The organism is Neobacillus sp. FSL H8-0543, from assembly GCF_038592905.1.
Classification (GTDB): domain Bacteria; phylum Bacillota; class Bacilli; order Bacillales; family Cytobacillaceae; genus Neobacillus.
The window spans coordinates 1748011-1765402 of the sequence record NZ_CP151943.1 but is presented as its reverse complement, the minus strand read 5'-3'; the positions used below and the strand labels follow the sequence as shown (position 1 = coordinate 1765402).

Here is a 17392-nt window from a genome sequence, read left to right as displayed (position 1 = left end):
TATTGGCAATAACTAAAATGTACCACTTAGTGAACTTAGTTTCCAATTAGTAAACTTTGGTGCCTGTCACCACTGCTTTGTGATACCGCTACTTCAACACTGCTTTCGAGCAGGGCGTTTAGTTGGGTGATGGTTAGCGGTTTGCTGTATAGATCTCCTTGGATCACGTCGCATCGGAGTTCTATCAGGGATAGGAATTGTTGCTCGGTTTCTATTCCCTCTGCAATGACTGAGAGTCCCAGGCTATGGGCCATGGAAATGATGGTTGCGACTAATGCCTGATCTTTTTGATTGGTTGTCATGTCTGTTATAAAAGGCTTGGCAATTTTTAAGGTGTTAATTGGGAATCTTTTTAAATACATTAACGAGGAATACCCTGTACCGAAATCGTCAATCGAAATTCGCACCCCTAATTCCCTTATTGCATCCATTTTCTTAATGGCCTCTTCGGCATCAATAAAAGAAATTGTTTCTGTAATTTCCAGCTCTAAATAGTGCGGGTTAAATCCAGTTTTCTTTAGGACCGAGGCAATCATTTGCACCAAATTATCATGCTGGAATTGGACAGGGGACAGGTTCACCGCTACTTTTAATTGGTTATGCCCTGATTCGTGCCAAATTTTTGCTTGAGTACATGCAGAGGTTAGAACCCATTCGCCTATAGGAATAATTAATCCGGTCTCCTCAGCAACGGGAATAAATTCACTTGGCAAAACAATACCTGCCTCCATAGTATTCCAGCGTATTAACGTTTCAACCCCGACAATCCCGCCCGTTTTAGCATTTACTTGCGGTTGATAATAAAGCAGGAATTCACCATTCTTTAACGCCTTGCGCAGCCCATTTTCTAGTGTCACTTTTCTAGATATATTTTTGTTCATATCGTGCGTATAAAACTTGTACCTGTCTCTTCCTTCTTCTTTTGCACGATACATCGCCAGGTCGGCATTTTTCATAAGCTCTTCTGTATTTTTTCCGTCCTTTGGGTAAAAGGCAATCCCGATGCTCATCGAAACATGTAACTCTTGGTCCTTAATCACGATAGGCTGGGCAACGATTGACTGCATCCGTTGAATTAATGGAACAACATCCTCTTCCGCACGGATTCTGTTCAGGATAATCGTAAACTCATCACCGCCTTGACGGGAGATCGTATCAATTTTACGCAGACTCTCTGCCATTTTTGAGGAAACATGCTTTAAAAGTAAGTCGCCAAAATCATGGCCAAGGGTATCATTAATATTTTTAAAACGGTCTAAATCGATGAAAATCACCGCAAGTTTAAAGTTATTCCGTTTTGCTTCTTCCATTGACTTGATGAGCCGCTCTAAAAACATTCTTCTATTTGGCAGGCCGCTCAAGACATCATGATAGGCCATTTGCTTCATTTTCCGTACGGCAGTAACAAGCTGGTGATTCTTTGAACTTAGTTCTTCCGTTCTTTCGTCGATTTTCAGCTCCAGTATCTCGGTAAGGTTATGATACTTCAATAACACCGTTTGATTTTCTATGGAGGTGAAAATTTGCCGTGATAAAACCAGCAGGATGGCAACTGTTGAGCCAAGGATTAAGTCGGTTGAACCTTGGTGCTGGGAGATCATTAACAAAAATAAAAGGATTACGCTGATATACGGGAGCAATAGCCTTAATGAAAAAATGTCCTTTTTAGTATAGCCCCTTTTTTTCTTCGCTGTGTTTTCATGGTTTTCACCAAGGGTGTATATTCCTGAAAGTCCCAGTAATAAAAGGGAAAGCTCGGTCAATGGGACTAGCAAACTTTCTAAATTAGTATTATTTATGTAAAGAGCTGTAGAATTTGCAATCACTTGAAGGAATAAACTTCCCAACAATAAGTATAAGACCTTTGGAGGAAAAATCGCTTCACGACCTATGTAGAAACTGATTGCACCAAATAAGAGAACCAAATCACCAATTGGTATAAAAAGGGCAGTGAGACTGTTTTGTGAAATGATATCTTCCATGAGAAAGCGCCAGCTAAACGTAATTGCCACCGTCATAATAATGCAGATATCAAAGGTGAATTTTATCAGGTGCAGTTTTTTAGCACTTTGAAGAATTTTATCGATAAAGGCGGTAAGAAAAAGTACTACGGGAAGCAGGTTGAAGAAAACCGACCAGTTAGGAACTGGTTTTTGCAGCAGGTTCTCATAATAGCTTGAGATTATATGTAAGATTACCAAACTAAAGCAGCCTAGCGAGAGGAACAGCCAAAAGCTATGATCTTTTGTTTTACGTTGTTTGTAAATGAAAAAGAGAATAATAGAAGAAATAAGCGGTGTAGCTATTGAGAAAACAGCTTCGCCTGGTGTTTTCGACCAATCTTCTTTGAAGTAGAGGAGGATATAATATCCAAGGATATATAGTATCGTAAAGTAAATGAATAGCCTTTTTCTTTCTAACCAAGCCATCAATGCCACTCCTATATGAAAAAAGATATGTAAAATTGGAACAAATCTCTCGATCTTGAAGATTATGGAATAATTTTACCATTTGCAGAAAGTGGAAATTGTCGAAATGTGTCGGTGAACAGGAAATAGTACCCATATTTTTCTGGAGTAGGGTAGCCAATAGGCCTGATAGGCGACTGAAGTTTTATAAAAAGGAAGAGTAGCGTAGCCAATAGGGTGGATAGGCGACCGAAGTTTTGGAAAAAGAAAGAGCCCAGTCGCCAATCGGGGATATTGGCAACCAAGCTGTCTGAAAAAGAAAAATTGAAAAGTAAGCACTCATGGTTTTAGGATCTATCCGGTTGAATCCTGAGTTTAAAACGCACCGGACCCGCCACCGCCCCCTCCGGTTCCGCCAACGCCGCCAAAGCTCGAGCCTCCGCTAACGGTGGTTTCTGTTGATTGGTTAGCTGATCGAAAGTTTTCGGAAGCCAGCGGACCGATATATGCGAAAGTATACAAGCCTGCGACACCGCTATAATCACTGCCTCCTCTAGCAGTGAAGGCCTCTACCAGTTCGTCATTTTTCTTGCTAACGTCTTTGTCATTACTTCCGAGTCCATAGATGTAGGCGCGCATGCGCTCGTCTTCGGTCCATTTTTCCCAGTCTGACTGCGGTACTTGTTTAAAACGGTCCTTAAAGAGCTTCCAGTCGTAAGCAATCTGCAATCCTTTCGGTGTCCTTGGGTTATACGCAATTGCGTAAATAATCACGGTAATAAACAGAATCAGTGCTGCAGCAAATGAACCCATAAGATTATAAATAGGGAACAGGAACAGAAACGGGAGCAGCAGTAAACTGGAAAAACCGATCGTAAATCGAGACCTTTTTTTGTTCTCATAAAGGGCATGCCCATCCACCTCTTGTTTTACCGCCTTTATCCATTGGGACTTGAATTGGTGGTATTGGGTATGGTTTTTATTATCCATTGTATAGGCTGCTAAGTCATCAAAGCTAAACTGGCCATTTGCCCCAATTTTTTCAAATAGCCACTCCAGCAACACCTGTTCATGCGGGATGTTGCTTTTTTGCCCGGTTGCCTGAAAATGCCCGGTTGCCGTTTTGGTCACGAATCCTTGGCGCACCAAATCGAGTAATGCTGCTGCCATTGCTTGCGGCGAAAGCTGTGAATAGTTTGTATAAAAGAGAGTTGCCGGCAGACTCATGTTTTGTTTTGGTATGGCTGCAAAACTGCTGCCTTCTCTTTCGAGTGCAGCTTTTTTCACACGTGCTCGGAGCCAAGCGGTTAACATGTGAAACAGCAGAACAATCGAGAAAGCGATGACCCCCATGGTGGGAATGTTTGAAAGCATTTCTCTTGTTTCTGCTTTTGCGGCCGCCTTATCGGCGAGTTCTTGCTCTGCCTTTAGGATTTCCCCCCGCATTGATTTGGCAGCCGTTAGTGTGGTTGCGGGAAAAAGTCGGGTATCATAAACAACACGAATATCGCCATTCCTATCACTTGGAACCTTTTTTAAATCGAAAAGAACGGCACCATCATCCTGAATGGTTTCAGTTTGGTAGGCTTCATCATAGCCGAAGGCAATCACGTTATCTGTTATTTTTGGGGGATGAATCGTAATCGATAGATTTCCATAGGTGGACTCGTTTCTATCATCGAAAAATGGCCAATAAAACTGCGCGACATCTTGGTAGATCTCAAGACCGTTCACGATGGTATAGTGAAGGGTCACCGTAATTGTTTCATCCTTCCCCTTGCGGTGAATCTTATAAAGGCCATCATCCTTTTCAATCCTTAAGGCTTTTCCATTCTCTGATGCGGAAAAATCAGTAATGTCCGTTCCTTCTTTAGGGATCAGTTCCCGGCTGATGCCGTTAAATTTCCCTTCAAACTGATACGTATGGGTTTCTTCTACTTCGACCTCTCCGTTTTCATGTAAGTAAGCATCAATTTTTGTATTGGATATAGTAAATTCTACTGCGAAAATCTGTTGCGGGAAAAAGAATAACAGTGCCAGGAAAATAATCGGGATAAACCACTTTTTCTTCATTTTCATCACCTTCCTTCTTATAATAATACGAAGAAAATAAAAAGAAGTTTCAAGAAAGGTCCCATTTCATATGCAGAGTTAGGAATGACGCTGTCACTGGGAGGATTTTGTATAAATGTCCACCCCATGTGGACAAATGGGCGATTTGTCCACGCGCGGTGACAGGCACCCAAATTTGCGCTGCCAATTTGGGTGCCGATTGTACTGCAAATTATAGTGCAAATGGTAGTAGTACAGAATTCCTATCAAAGGTCGTTGACGGTTGGTTCTGTTGCTTGGACGTGGTTGATGTTTATGACTTTTGTGTCTGCTGTGTTTGTATGGTCGATTTTTGCGATGATGCACCATCTGCCGGTGGTTGTTGATGTTAGCGGGACTTCAATGTCATCGCCGTTGTTCGTTTTTATTAGTACTCTTCCATCGTATTTTGCAAAGTTATCGTCCTTTTTTCTAAAGCCTAGAAATCTAAAAATGTTTGTTGCGATAATTATTTTATCGATGTCGTCGAGCGTTCCGATGATCAGGTTTTCCTCGTTATTCCCAGCCGAATTACCGACCCCTGCATCTTTATCGAGGGAAATATAAGGAGAGCGATCTAATTTTCCTTTATTTCCAAAAAAGATATGTCCGAACTTCCCTTGTTTTGTTATGTAAAAAGCATGAATGTCTAAATCCACAGCTTTTGTCCAATTTAATCTCACATGGATATTACTAATTTTAGCTGCTTTCCGTAAAGAGATGAAATCCCCAGGTTTTTTTAGTGTGACTTTTCCTAAATTTATCGGTGCCTGCTGCTTTGGCGGTTCTGCTGCCTTTTCCTTCACCATTGGCTGAGTAGCTGCTGGTATTGGTTGCGGGACCAGTTGCTGCGAAGCCGGTTGACTTTGTTGAAGGGGTGCTGAAGCTTTGGCATCCTCTTTAATTTCAAGCCCAAAGTGATTACAAAGGGCAGCAAGTCCCCCGGCAAAACCCCCGGTATTTGTTGAAAGTTTCCAATTACCATTTCTCCGATAGAGCTCAGCTAGAACGAGAGAATTTTCAATTGTAAATGGATCAAGTTGATAATGAATCATCTCTTGTTGTTGGTCATTGAGTATTTTTACATAGGCATTTTTCATTTGTGAGAAGGTTTGTCCATTTTTGTCACCTTCATAAATGGTTAAGGCTAATACCAACTTTTCAGTTATAGGTGACACTTTTTGCAATTGGATATGAAATTGTTCGACTTTTTTTCCTGGATTACTGAGGACAACATGTGTAGCGGATTGATCGGCTGAAGTGCTGTTTCCGTAAAATATCATTGAGTCATCATTCAAACACCTTCCGTTGGAATCAAGCATAAAGAGAGAAGAATCAATATCAATCGGTCCAGTGGTTTCCCAGCCAATCTCTACCGTTACCTTTGATATATTCGCTTGGCTTGTCGTTATGTCGACTCGCGCACCCTTTTGAATTAGAGCAGGCATGAAATCACTCCTTTATTTGTTCAAACTAATTTTGGTAATTATACCATAATTGGAAATGGGAGTTTAGGGGCTATAAACCACTGTCCACCCCACGTGGACAAATGGGCGATTTGTCCATGCGCGGTGACAGGCACCGCGAATTGGCACCGAATTTTTTCTGTGTAAAGGTAAAAGCTAAGAAGGTCTAGTTATTATGAAAGGGGTTGGATGTAGGGGATGGATTTGACGGTTGAGTGGAAGGGTAGGATGGCTTTTGCGGGGGTGGCACCTTCTGGTCATGAGATTAAGATGGATGCGGCACAGGAAATTGGTGGGGAGAATACTGGTCCGAGGCCGACGGAGTTGCTACTGCATGCGGTGGCAGGATGCACGGGTATTGATATTATGTCGATATTACAGAAAATGCGCTTAGAACCTGCTTCTTTTAAGATGGAGATTTCAGGTGAACGTGCAGATGATCATCCTAAGCGTTTTACGGTAATTTCTATTCATTATGCACTTGAGGGTAACCTCCCAGAGGATAAGGTGGTGCGGGCAATTCAATTATCAAAGGATAAATATTGTTCCGTTTCTCATTCCTTGAATGCAACTATCACTGCAAGCTATTCAATAAACGGGATAAAAGGTGAAACCAGTATTTAGAGTATCCTAAAAATGGCCCTTGGGGACGGCTCTCATGCTTCACAGCTGGTTAGTGAAGCACGAGAATCGAACTGTTCCAAGGGTTTATAAACAATTGTAAATATTGAAAATTAGCTTTATACTAGATGATATATAATTAATAGTAGCGTGGAACGTTTCGAGGGCAAGAATGGGAAGGCCATACGGGTTTAGGGTTCAGGAGAACTTACTAGCCTGTTGCCGAGAGAGCCTTTAAAATAGGCTATTCTCCCATGAATAGTCTTTTTCTATATACAAATAAACGGATAAACGGTGATGGCGATGAACATTAATAATTTAGTAGATTCAGGTGTGGATAAAACACGGATGGCAGATGACGGAAATCAATATCTTCATTTAATTGACAAAACTCCTACGATTATATTTGTTCATCAAGAGGGGAGAATTGTTTTTGCTAATCAAAGAGCCAGTAAAACCTTAGGTATGGGAGATACTAGTTTAATAGGCAAAGGCATAGACGATCTAGTTTGTCCGGAATTTCGTGCAAAAATTGCACAACAGCTAAAAAGGGACCTCTTACCCAACGAGAGTGGCGGGGTAATCGAATGTAAACTACTATCGTTAGATGGGAAAGAGGTTTTTCTGGAAACAACAGGCACCAAGGTTACCTATAACGGAAAACCGGCAGTAATGGTCGTGGGGCAGGATATAACCGGAAAAAAGAAACTCCAGGAACAATTCCTCGAAAGCGAACAGCGCTACCGTGCCCTATTTGAACAAAGTGCCAATGCCGTTTATTCGTTAGATACAAACGGTTATTATACAAGGTGTAATACTGCATCTGAAAAATTAAGCGGGTACAACGGGTCAAAAATTAAACAGTCTTTGCATTTTCTTGATCTTGTTAATCCGCCAGAAAAAGAGAAAGCTTCCTACTATTTTCAGCAATGTCTAAAGGGAGTGACACAGAACTTTCAAATATCCTTTCTTTGTAAGGACGGAGCGATTCTTTTTTTAAATAACACGCTGATACCAATCATCGTGGATGGAAATATAGAGGGTATTATTGGGATTTCTACGGATACGACAAAACAGGTATTAAAGGAAAAAGCTAATGAACATATGGCCTATCATGATTATTTAACCGGGCTTCCAAATAGAAACATGCTGAGTAAGCATCTCTCAACCGAATTGGCCCATGCTTCTGATAAAAATGAAAGTGTGGCATTGTTGTTTATTGATTTAGATCGTTTTAAAAATATCAATGACAGTCTGGGCCATAAAATGGGTGATTTGCTCTTAAAAGAAGTGGCGAAACGGCTGAAGTCTTCTTTATATGAAACGGATATTGTTTTCAGACAGGGTGGCGATGAGTTTATTGTTGTATTAACGAATGTCAATCAAATGATTGTAGCAACAGTAGCGAAACGGATATTAGACGCCCTTTCGTCGCCGTTTAACATAAACAGCTACGATATTTTTACTTCTCCAAGTATTGGTATCAGTGTCTTTCCAGAGGATGGGACATCGGTTGAGACATTAGTTAAACATGCTGATTTTGCGATGTATCAGGCAAAGAAATCGGGGAAAAACAACTTTAAGTTTTATTCATCAGACACTCATATCCTATTACACAATCCGTTGAAATTAGAAATGGAGCTTCATCGAGCGATTGCACGTAATGAACTAGAGCTATATTATCAGCCGAAGGTAAATTTAAAAACAGGCAAAATCGTCGGTGTCGAGGCCTTGCTTCGCTGGTTTCATCCTCTTTTTGGATCGGTACCACCAGTAACCTTTATTCCAATTGCGGAAGAAACAGGGTTAATTATTCCGATTGGTGAGTGGGTGCTAAGGGCTGCCTGTCAGCAAAACAAGGAGTGGCACCAAAAGGGATTTGAGACGGTTGTCTCGGTTAATTTATCGTCGCGACAATTTAGTCTATCTAACCTGGAAACGACGATAGAAAAGATTTTACAGGAAACAGAACTGGACCCTAAATATTTAGAAATAGAAATTACTGAGAGCATGACAGCAGATATTGATCGTACAATCACCACATTAAGAAAGCTTAAGCGTCTTGGGGTGCGCATTAGTATTGACGATTTTGGTATCGGTTTTAGTTCATTGAATTACTTAAGGCAATTTCCTATTGATACATTGAAAATTGACCAGTCGTTTGTAAAACAAATTCATCAAAACCCTAACGATGAAACGATTGTAAAAACGATTATTTCGATGGCTCATAACTTAAACCTGAATGTGGTCGGTGAAGGTATCGAAACGAAGGAACAACTATTATTTTTACAGCAATACCTTTGTGATGAGGGGCAGGGTTACTTCTTTACGAGACCACTACCTGCTGAGCAACTTGAAGGAAAGCTAGGTGAAATTCAGACGCTCGTTAACGAATTTGGGCTTCCTGAGGAAACGAATGAACGGATGTGGGCCGAAGAAATGGTCCGGCAAGCACAAAGAGAATTAAATGAAACCATCCGCCTGCAGCAAGGAATGATTTTTAAATATAAAATGCTGAACGGTCGATTCATTCACTCTTTATGTGATGGTGAACTCGTCTATCGTTTGGGTCTGACTCCGATTCAAATCGTTGGCAAGGAGTTATGTGAATTTCTCCCAAAGGAAATGGCCGAAGAGAAGGAAGAGTTTTATATAAGGGCCTGGAATGGCGAAGAATACGTAACCTATGAAAATGAAGTAAATAGTATTCATTATTTTACCGCCTTAAGTCCTGTTAAACGTGGCGGCGAGGTCGTTGAGGTGATTGGCTCTTGTATTGATATCACCGAACGGAAGCAGATGGAAAAGGATTTAGAAGAAAGTCAGAAAAATTACCGGTTAATTGCTGACAATATGACAGACTTAATTGCTGTCCTTGATCGAAATGGCCAATCCATGTATGTCTCGCCTTCACATGAGGCTGTGCTGGGGTATCCACAGGATTATTATATGGACAGACATTCTTTTTTGGACGTTCATCCCGATGATGATGCCTCCTTTTTAACACTGGTCGAGCAAATGATTGCGACAAATTCACCCGTTAAGTCTGAAGTGCGCTATTTGCATAAAAATGGAGACTGGAAATTGCTGGAGTGCTCGGGGACACCGGTCATCGGAGACGATGGCGAGGTCGAGCATATGATTATCGTAAGCAGAGATATTACGGAGAAAAGAAGGGCTGAGGAACAATTAGCGAAAGCAGAAAAGCTCCAGGTCGTTGGCGAGCTAGCTGCAGGTGTAGCCCATGAAATAAGAAATCCGATTACAGCGATTAAAGGTTTTATCCAGCTTTTCCAAAGAGGCGTCATTAAGGAGGAATACTTTGAGGTAATTCTTGGTGAGTTTAACCGGATTGAGGAAATTATTACAGAATTTCTTTCTCTTGCTAAGACGCAAGAAATGAAACCAAGCCTGGTGAACATTCCTATCCTATTGAACGAGGTTATTACCTTGCTGGGATCAGAAGCAAACCTGATGAATATACAGATTTCAAAAGAAATGGACGAGGATATTCCACCGATTATATGTGATCCAAACCAGCTAAAACAAGTATTTATTAACATCATAAAGAATAGTATCGAATCGATTATTTCTGAAGGCCGAATAACGATCCGTGTGAGTACAGAAAGTGATTACCTGTCAATCAAGGTTTCTGACAATGGAATTGGAATAAGCGAGGAACGTGTCCAAAGACTAGGAGAACCCTTCTACAGCAACAAGGAAAAAGGAACTGGTTTAGGCCTAACCACATCCTTCCGAATCATCAAACAACACAACGGAACCATCACCTTCCAAAGCAAAGAAAACCACGGAACCACCGTTGAAGTAACATTACCAAAATAGCCAGGCATAATTGCCTGGCTTTTTTGGTGCCTTTTTTTGGTTCCTTTTTTGGTGCCTGTCACCACTCGTGGACAAATCACCTGTTTTGTCCGCCTGAGGTGGACAGTTTGCGGGTTTGGTGATAGGCACCGCATTAGTTATTGGTACTTTTCTTAGGTGTTCAATTTTTAGTCATAACATTTCTAACAAACTGTGAACTTAACACTATACCTATGTTATTAACGCTCACTATCAAATATAGTGTAAGTATAAAGAACAAACAAATTTTGAAAGGCGGAATGACTTATGTTTATCAATTTTTTAAGAGAAAATAAAATCTCTGCTGCTATTTTAACTGTTATTCGTTTATACCTTGGATATGCGTGGTTCACAGCTGGTTTAGGAAAATTAACAGGTGGTGGATTTGATGCTTCAGGTTACTTAGGAAATGCTATTGCAAACCCTGTAAAAGGACCAGATGGCAACATGGTTTACGGCTGGTACGTCAACTTCCTAGAAGGCTTTGCGTTACCGAACATTGATGTCTTCAACTTCATCGTTCCTTGGGGCGAAACACTAATCGGCTTAGGATTACTTCTTGGTTGCTTAACAACAACAGCGATGTTCTTCGGACTTGTGATGAACTTCAGCTTCTTCTTAGCAGGAACTGTTTCTCATAACCCAACTGATATATTCCTAGGATTCATCATCTTAACTGCAGGCTACAACGCAGGACGCATAGGCTTAGACCGCTGGGTGGTTCCGTTCATCCGCAAAACAGCTAAGACGTACACAAATAAGAATAAAGCAGCCGCTTAACTGGTGCCTGTCACCAAAAAAGCGTCATCAAAAAAAGACGATTCCCCCTCCCCCCCGAATCGTCTTTTTTCTTAGCCACACAGTTTAGGTGCTGTGTGGCTTTTTATTAATCCTTTTTTAGGAGCTGTGCGACGTTTTCTGCTTTTACATTCATGAATACGTTAATCACAAATAAGAGGACACTTATTCCAAGGATATTTGGAAAAATCATCAGAAGGAACATTAACGATTCATTCCCTAAAAGGAGAAAACATAGTCCTAACATGAATAATGGCAGTGAAATGTTAAACAGCCAGAAATGCAGCTTGGCTAATGTTGTTTCGCCCGCTCTTGGGAATAATACATAAATGACGCCAAAAATAGCCATTGAAGCCCAGCCAACTAGGTTAATATGAGCATGTGCACCGGCTAATCGATGATCCTGAATAATCTCCATCGTAAGTCCTATACCTACCCCCACCACAAAGTAGAGTGCAGCCATTTTAAGAAACAGGATACCTATTCGCATTTCAAAACCTCCTCCCTGGATTTGTAATAGTATATAGAGGAAGTTTCAGAGATAGTACTTAATTTTTTTGAATTGACCTTGGTACGAACAGACTAGGAAAATTAACCCGACTTTAAGTTTGCCGACAAGGGTTTTTATAAATATTTGCATAGGTTGGTTGATTAAATGTATTTACGGAATATTGTTCATGGGAAAAAGGCGATTGTCTTCTAACATATCCAGCAACTTCAAAAGAGGCAGTATGGGTGCGCAGGATCTCGCACAGATTGTAAAAAAATTAAGGCGGTTTTTTTAATGCAAAAAAAGAGACTATCTTAAAAGTTAGTCTCTCTTTTTTTATATGAGTCTTTTTCGCTTTTTTGATTTATGATCTTTCAGAATGTTGCATTGGTCTTTTATTACCTTTTTGTACTTCGACTTCACTTTTTAAACCTTTCAGTAATGAGAAGCACATAGCAATCATGATAATGGCAAAAGGGAAAGCGGCAGCAATGGAAGCTGTTTGCAAAACGTTCAAACCTCCAGCTAAAAGTAAAACAGCAGCTAGGGCAGACTGAATGACGCCCCATGTCATTTTAATTTTATTTGAGGGGTTTAATGTTCCACCTTCACTTAGCATCCCCAATACAAAGGTGGCTGTATCGGCAACAGTTATATAATAAATGGCAACGACAGCAAACCCTAAAATACTCAACACAGAACTTAATGGCAAATAATCAAAGAATGTAAAAATAGCCAATGACACGTTTTCGGTAATATATTTTGCCAAATCATTGTTATCCGTGTTTTGAACTATTTCAAGCGCAGAGCCGCCAAATATTGACATCCAGAGACATGTTCCGAGTGTGGGAACGATTAACACGCCAATAACAAACTCTCTTACTGTTCTTCCTTTTGAGACTCTGGCAATAAACATACCGACGAATGGTGCCCATGCAATCCACCAAGCCCAATAAAAAAGTGTCCAGGATGCAATCCATTCCCCCTCACCAAAGGGTTTTAGCCTTAAACTCATATGTATAAAGTCACTAATATAAAGACCTGTTGTATTAAAGAAGACCTTAATAATAGTCACGGTGGGACCGACAATTAAAATCAACAGCATGATAGCAAAAGATAAGATCATTGCCGTGTTAGATAAGAATTGGATTCCTTTCTCTAAGCCTGTATTGATTGAGATGATAAAAAGGACTGTCGCGACCGCAATAACAATCAGCTGGACAAATAACTCATTGGGAACGCCGAAGATTTCATGTAGTCCCGCGGTAACTTGCATAGCGCCTAGGCCTAAAGAGGTTGCGATACCAAAGACTGTTGCAAAGATAGACAGTACATCTATCGTTTTCCCAATCGGACCGTATATCCTATCACCCAAAATCGGATGGAATGCCGAACTTATGGCTGCCGGCAGCCTTTTATTATATTGAAAAAAGGCAAGGGCTAGACCAATCACGGTGTATATGGCCCATGGATCCAGGCCCCAATGAAAAAAGGTATATTTCATTGCCGTATTGGCTGCGTCAATCGTTAAAGGTTCTCCGTAAGGAGGGGATGTGTAGTGAGTTACAGGTTCAGCGACACTCCAGTACACAATTCCAATCCCCATACCTGCACCAAATAACATTGCCAGCCAGGACGCAGTGTTAAAATCAGGGCGGTCTGTTTTCCTGCCAAGCCGAATATCCCCATATTTAGAGAACAGTAAATAGATGGAAAAAATGACGAAGAATAGGGTGGAAGCTAGATAAACCCATCCAAGGTAATCAATTGAACCATTATAAATAATATCGGTGACTTTGGCGAGATTATCAGTAAAAAAGGCCCCCCATATTATAAAAATAAGCGTTAGTAATAGTGAGATAATAAATACACTGTTTTCTTTAAGACTTTTGCTATCCATAGAAACCTCCTATTACGGTGTAGGGTAAGTTGTTTAAAATGGTTTTTATTTTGTTAGCAAGAATAAATATTTTTATATCCAAAGGTAAATTCATTTATCATGGAGATTATATAGTAATTCCCATTTGTCGGTGTCCATCAACTCTTCCTGTTTCAACTCCAAACCGCCTCCGAGGTAAACCGTTTCCCCTTTTAGTGCGACCACCATCGCTTCGAATGATTCATCATTGCTTTTCTTTTTATATATGTCCCCTAACGTAGGGAACAGTTCGTTGTTCTCGTTATTAAAATTGTTGGACCTAATGTCTTGTAGGTCTTCAGCATCAAGACTTTCGATATTTTGATAATCGATAGGATGGCTGTCATTAGCTCGACCTGGTACCATTAATAAATACTCGTTATGCTTAATCCCGTGAGAATTACTTGTAATTACACCTTGTTTATCAACGACTTCAGCAACATCTATTTCATTTAACGTATAAGTATCCAGGGAATCGGGTATTGGATTGTGAATTAAAATAAAATCGCCTTTTTCAGCTTTTCGATCATTTTTGAGCGTATACGCTTTATGATTAAAAATAAAGCTGTCAAGTTCCTTTGGCTTGTATTTTTCCACACTCACTGCATTGGTTAAAAGCTGTGTTAAATCCCTTAGCCGTATAAGATGAACGGATTGTTTATACATTGGTTTTACCCCATATACCTTGTGTAACTCATTGTTATAATAGACAAATTGTCCTTTTCTTACTTGATACAGTTTCACAAATTGATCTCCCTTCAGCCATTTTTATTAAGGTGCGCAATAAATCAAAAAAATAACAAAAAAAGATGGTACGTAGTACGATCAAACATACAAAAACAGAGTGTGATGTGCACACTCTGTTTTTATTGACTTTTCGTCCCACCGAATGTCCAGAATTTATTTAAGGAAAAAGTATAAATTACATTGAAAATCGTCGCGATTACTTGAGAAGTAAATGCATCTATGGCAAAAAAATCAACTAAAAGATAGAGAATCAGTAAGTTTATGACTAACGAGAATAAGGAAACACTAATAAATTTTACAGCTTGCAAGGCATTATGCCTTTGATTAAAAACGAACGAGGTGCTGAAAATATATCCATTTGCCATTCCCAGAAAGTAGGCGAGGGTGCTGGCAATTAGGTAAGGAGTATCTAGTTTTAATAAAAGGTAATAGGCTGCTAATGAAATCGTCGTGTTGGCGATTCCGATAATACAAAATTTAATAAACTGTTCATACTTTTGAATAGACATCCTATTTGCGAGTGCATGTTTTCTTATCAATCCTGGGATCACCTGCTAGAAATGCGACATTTCAACATTATAGTTTTTCTTTGTTAGTGCCTGATAGAGCTGCTGAATATGGTCGTGATTCTTTGTTTCAACGGAGATTTCCAGTTGGGTATACCCAGGATAGATATCCTTACCCATCCGCTGGTGGTTAACGGTTTGAATGTTGGCATCTAATTCGGCTAATGCACTTAACACTTTTTGCAGTTCACCTGGTTTATCTTTAATGGTAATGGTAAAGGTAACATATCTTCCGGACTCAACCATGCCGCGATTAATAATACTTGAAATAAAGTTCATATCCACATTTCCGCCGCTCAAAACGGCGGCAACCTTTTTCTCTTTCACCTTAATTTTTTCATAAAGCAGGGAAGAGAGGGAAACAGCACCCGAGCCCTCGACTAATAGCTTATTTCTTTCTAAAAGCATGAGCATCGTCCGCGCTATTTCCATTTCATCGACACAAAAAATATCATCGACATATTTTTGAACCAGCTCAAACGGTATTTGGCCCGGTTTTTTAACAGCAATTCCATCTGCCATTGTCGGCACTGCGTCAACCATGACGGGTTTATTTTCTAGTAAGGACTGTTTCATGCTCGGGCAGGCTAGGGTTTGTACACCATAGACCTTAATTTGTGGATTCTTCTCTTTCACCGCCATGGCAACTCCAGCAATGAGCCCGCCGCCTCCGATAGGACAGAAGATGGCCTCGACATCGGGCAGTTGATCAAGTATTTCTAAACCGACGGTTCCTTGTCCGGCGATCACCGCCTCATCATCAAAGGCATGGATAAAGGTAGCGTTCATTTGATCCTTCAACTCTAATGCATAGGCAAGGGCTTCATCAAAAACCGCGCCCTCCAGTATGACTTGACCGCCATATTGTTTCGTTGCCAGCACCTTACTAAGCGGTGCCGTTTTCGGCATCACGATCGTACCGGAAACGCCGAGCATCTGACTTGAATAGGCCACGCCTTGGGCATGGTTTCCAGCAGAGGCAGCGACGACGCCACTTTTACACTCCTCCGCTGATAGAGAGATTAGTTTATTGTAAGACCCGCGAACTTTAAAGGATCCAGTCTTTTGGAGGTTTTCAAGTTTTAAATACACTTCATTATGTGCAAGTTTGCTAAAGGTTTTGGAATAATCCAGAGGAGTGGTGTGTACAATTCCCTTCATCTTTTCCCGCGCGATGATGATATCATCTATGTTCATATTATCCCTCCTGTAGTGCACTCCTTTTTTAGGATGCACGGATAGAAGTATAAACATGCCAAATAATTGGAAGATTATTATGAAACATGACTAAGTAAAAAAAAAGAAGAGTTTTACACTCTTCTTTGCGGTTCACTATTTATTACATTTTTACAAGTCCGACCTTCAAGTACTTCAATTAAGTTTTCTGCTGCCAGTTCTGCCATTGTTGTTCTTGTTTTAATACTAGCACTGCCGATGTGAGGCAGAGTGGTCACATTTGGGAGTGTTAGTAATGGGTGGTTGAGATCCACTGGTTCTTGATCAAAGACATCCAGCCCTGCTGCCCAAATCGTGCCGTCGACAAGTGCTTCATAGAGGGCATTTTCATCAACAATCCCACCGCGAGCGGTATTAATGAGTATGGCTGAATTTTTCATAAGTGAAAGCTCATCTTTTCCGATTAACCCCTTTGTTTCAGGGGTTAGCGGCGTCATTACACAAACGTAGTCTGCCTCCTTTAGCAGTGATTGCAGGTCAGCGTATTCGATTCCTAGGTGATTTTCAACCTCTGGTTTTCGGCTGCGGTTGTGATAGAGCACCCTCATATCGAAGCCTTTGGCGCGCTTTGCCACTGCTTCACCAATCCTGCCCATTCCGATAATTCCTATAGTGGCACCGAAAATATCCTGTCCGGTCAACTGCATTGGCGACCATGTTTGCCACTGTCCCTCTCGCAAATAATCAGATGCTTCGACGATTCTTCTTGCTGTCGCCATGAGAAGAGAAAAGGTCAGGTCTGCGGTGGTTTCTGTCAAAACCCCTGGCGTATTTGTGACGCTGATTCTCCGTTTTGAGGCTGCGGTAATGTCGATGTTGTTGTATCCTACCGCCATGTTGCTGACTACTTTTAGATTTTTCGAACGGGAAAGCAGTTCTTCATCAATAGTCTCCGTGAGTAAACAGTACAATCCATCTATTTCTTCTATCTTTGTCTCTAGTATTCCCCTTGGTACAGGAGTATTTTCGCTGTCCCACATCTCGACAGCGTACAGGGCTTCGAGCTTTTTTCGTGCGCTTTCAGGAATGGATCGTGTAACAAAAACTTTGTATCTCATGTCAACACACCTTTTATGATAGGATTTGATTTTTCAATATTTTCGAAAAAAATGCTAGTTAAAGCGTACTAACACCTTGAAAGGCTGTCAACACATTAAGAATTATCCGAGAATGTATGTAATTCTGCTCGG

Annotated in this window: 12 protein-coding genes; 3 read left to right on the top strand and 9 right to left on the bottom strand. The window is 40.7% G+C overall.

Features of this window, described 5'->3' with window-relative positions; all coding sequences use genetic code 11:
* Positions 1–35: 35 nt before the first annotated feature.
* From NSS81_RS08970 to NSS81_RS08960, 3 genes are all read right to left on the bottom strand, one after another.
* Positions 36–2429, bottom strand: a complete 2394-nt coding sequence (locus NSS81_RS08970) for an EAL domain-containing protein (protein WP_342433156.1) — start codon at positions 2427–2429, stop codon at positions 36–38.
* Positions 2430–2783: 354 nt separating this feature from the next.
* Positions 2784–4487 carry a DUF2207 domain-containing protein gene (locus NSS81_RS08965; protein WP_342433155.1) on the bottom strand — a complete coding sequence of 568 codons (1704 nt, stop codon included), beginning with the start codon at positions 4485–4487 and terminating at the stop codon, positions 2784–2786.
* Between the two features lie 239 nt (positions 4488–4726).
* Positions 4727–5947 carry a TerD family protein gene (locus NSS81_RS08960; RefSeq protein WP_342433154.1) on the bottom strand — a complete coding sequence of 407 codons (1221 nt, stop codon included), beginning with the start codon at positions 5945–5947 and terminating at the stop codon, positions 4727–4729.
* A gap of 216 nt (positions 5948–6163) precedes the next feature.
* On the opposite strand from NSS81_RS08960, the gene NSS81_RS08955 reads away from it, so the two are divergent.
* The 3 genes from NSS81_RS08955 to NSS81_RS08945 all read left to right on the top strand — a co-directional run bounded on the left by NSS81_RS08955 (position 6164) and on the right by NSS81_RS08945 (position 11227).
* Complete coding sequence (locus tag NSS81_RS08955; protein WP_342433153.1) at positions 6164–6589, top strand: OsmC family protein; 426 nt, start codon at positions 6164–6166, stop codon at positions 6587–6589.
* 294 nt (positions 6590–6883) lie between these two features.
* Entirely contained in the window at positions 6884–10429 is a 3546-nt protein-coding gene (locus tag NSS81_RS08950; protein ID WP_342433152.1) for an EAL domain-containing protein, read from the top strand.
* A gap of 285 nt (positions 10430–10714) precedes the next feature.
* Complete coding sequence (locus NSS81_RS08945; RefSeq protein WP_342433151.1) at positions 10715–11227, top strand: DoxX family membrane protein; 513 nt, start codon at positions 10715–10717, stop codon at positions 11225–11227.
* 106 nt (positions 11228–11333) lie between these two features.
* On the opposite strand, the gene NSS81_RS08940 is transcribed toward NSS81_RS08945, so the two are convergent.
* The 6 genes from NSS81_RS08940 to NSS81_RS08915 form a co-directional block, all read right to left on the bottom strand.
* Entirely contained in the window at positions 11334–11735 is a 402-nt protein-coding gene (locus NSS81_RS08940) for a cytochrome-c oxidase (protein WP_342433150.1), read from the bottom strand.
* 364 nt (positions 11736–12099) lie between these two features.
* Positions 12100–13635: a BCCT family transporter gene (locus tag NSS81_RS08935; RefSeq protein ID WP_342433149.1), complete on the bottom strand. Its 1536-nt coding sequence runs from the start codon at positions 13633–13635 to the stop codon at positions 12100–12102.
* Positions 13636–13725: 90 nt separating this feature from the next.
* Complete coding sequence (locus NSS81_RS08930) at positions 13726–14397, bottom strand: hypothetical protein (protein WP_342433148.1); 672 nt, start codon at positions 14395–14397, stop codon at positions 13726–13728.
* Positions 14398–14519: 122 nt separating this feature from the next.
* Entirely contained in the window at positions 14520–14939 is a 420-nt protein-coding gene (locus NSS81_RS08925; protein WP_342433147.1) for a GtrA family protein, read from the bottom strand.
* Positions 14940–14954: 15 nt separating this feature from the next.
* Positions 14955–16163: a threonine ammonia-lyase gene (gene ilvA / locus NSS81_RS08920; RefSeq protein WP_342433146.1), complete on the bottom strand. Its 1209-nt coding sequence runs from the start codon at positions 16161–16163 to the stop codon at positions 14955–14957.
* Positions 16164–16276: 113 nt separating this feature from the next.
* A complete protein-coding gene (locus NSS81_RS08915; RefSeq protein ID WP_342433145.1) occupies positions 16277–17260 on the bottom strand; it encodes a D-glycerate dehydrogenase in 984 nt (327 codons plus the stop codon).
* Positions 17261–17392: the final 132 nt, after the last annotated feature.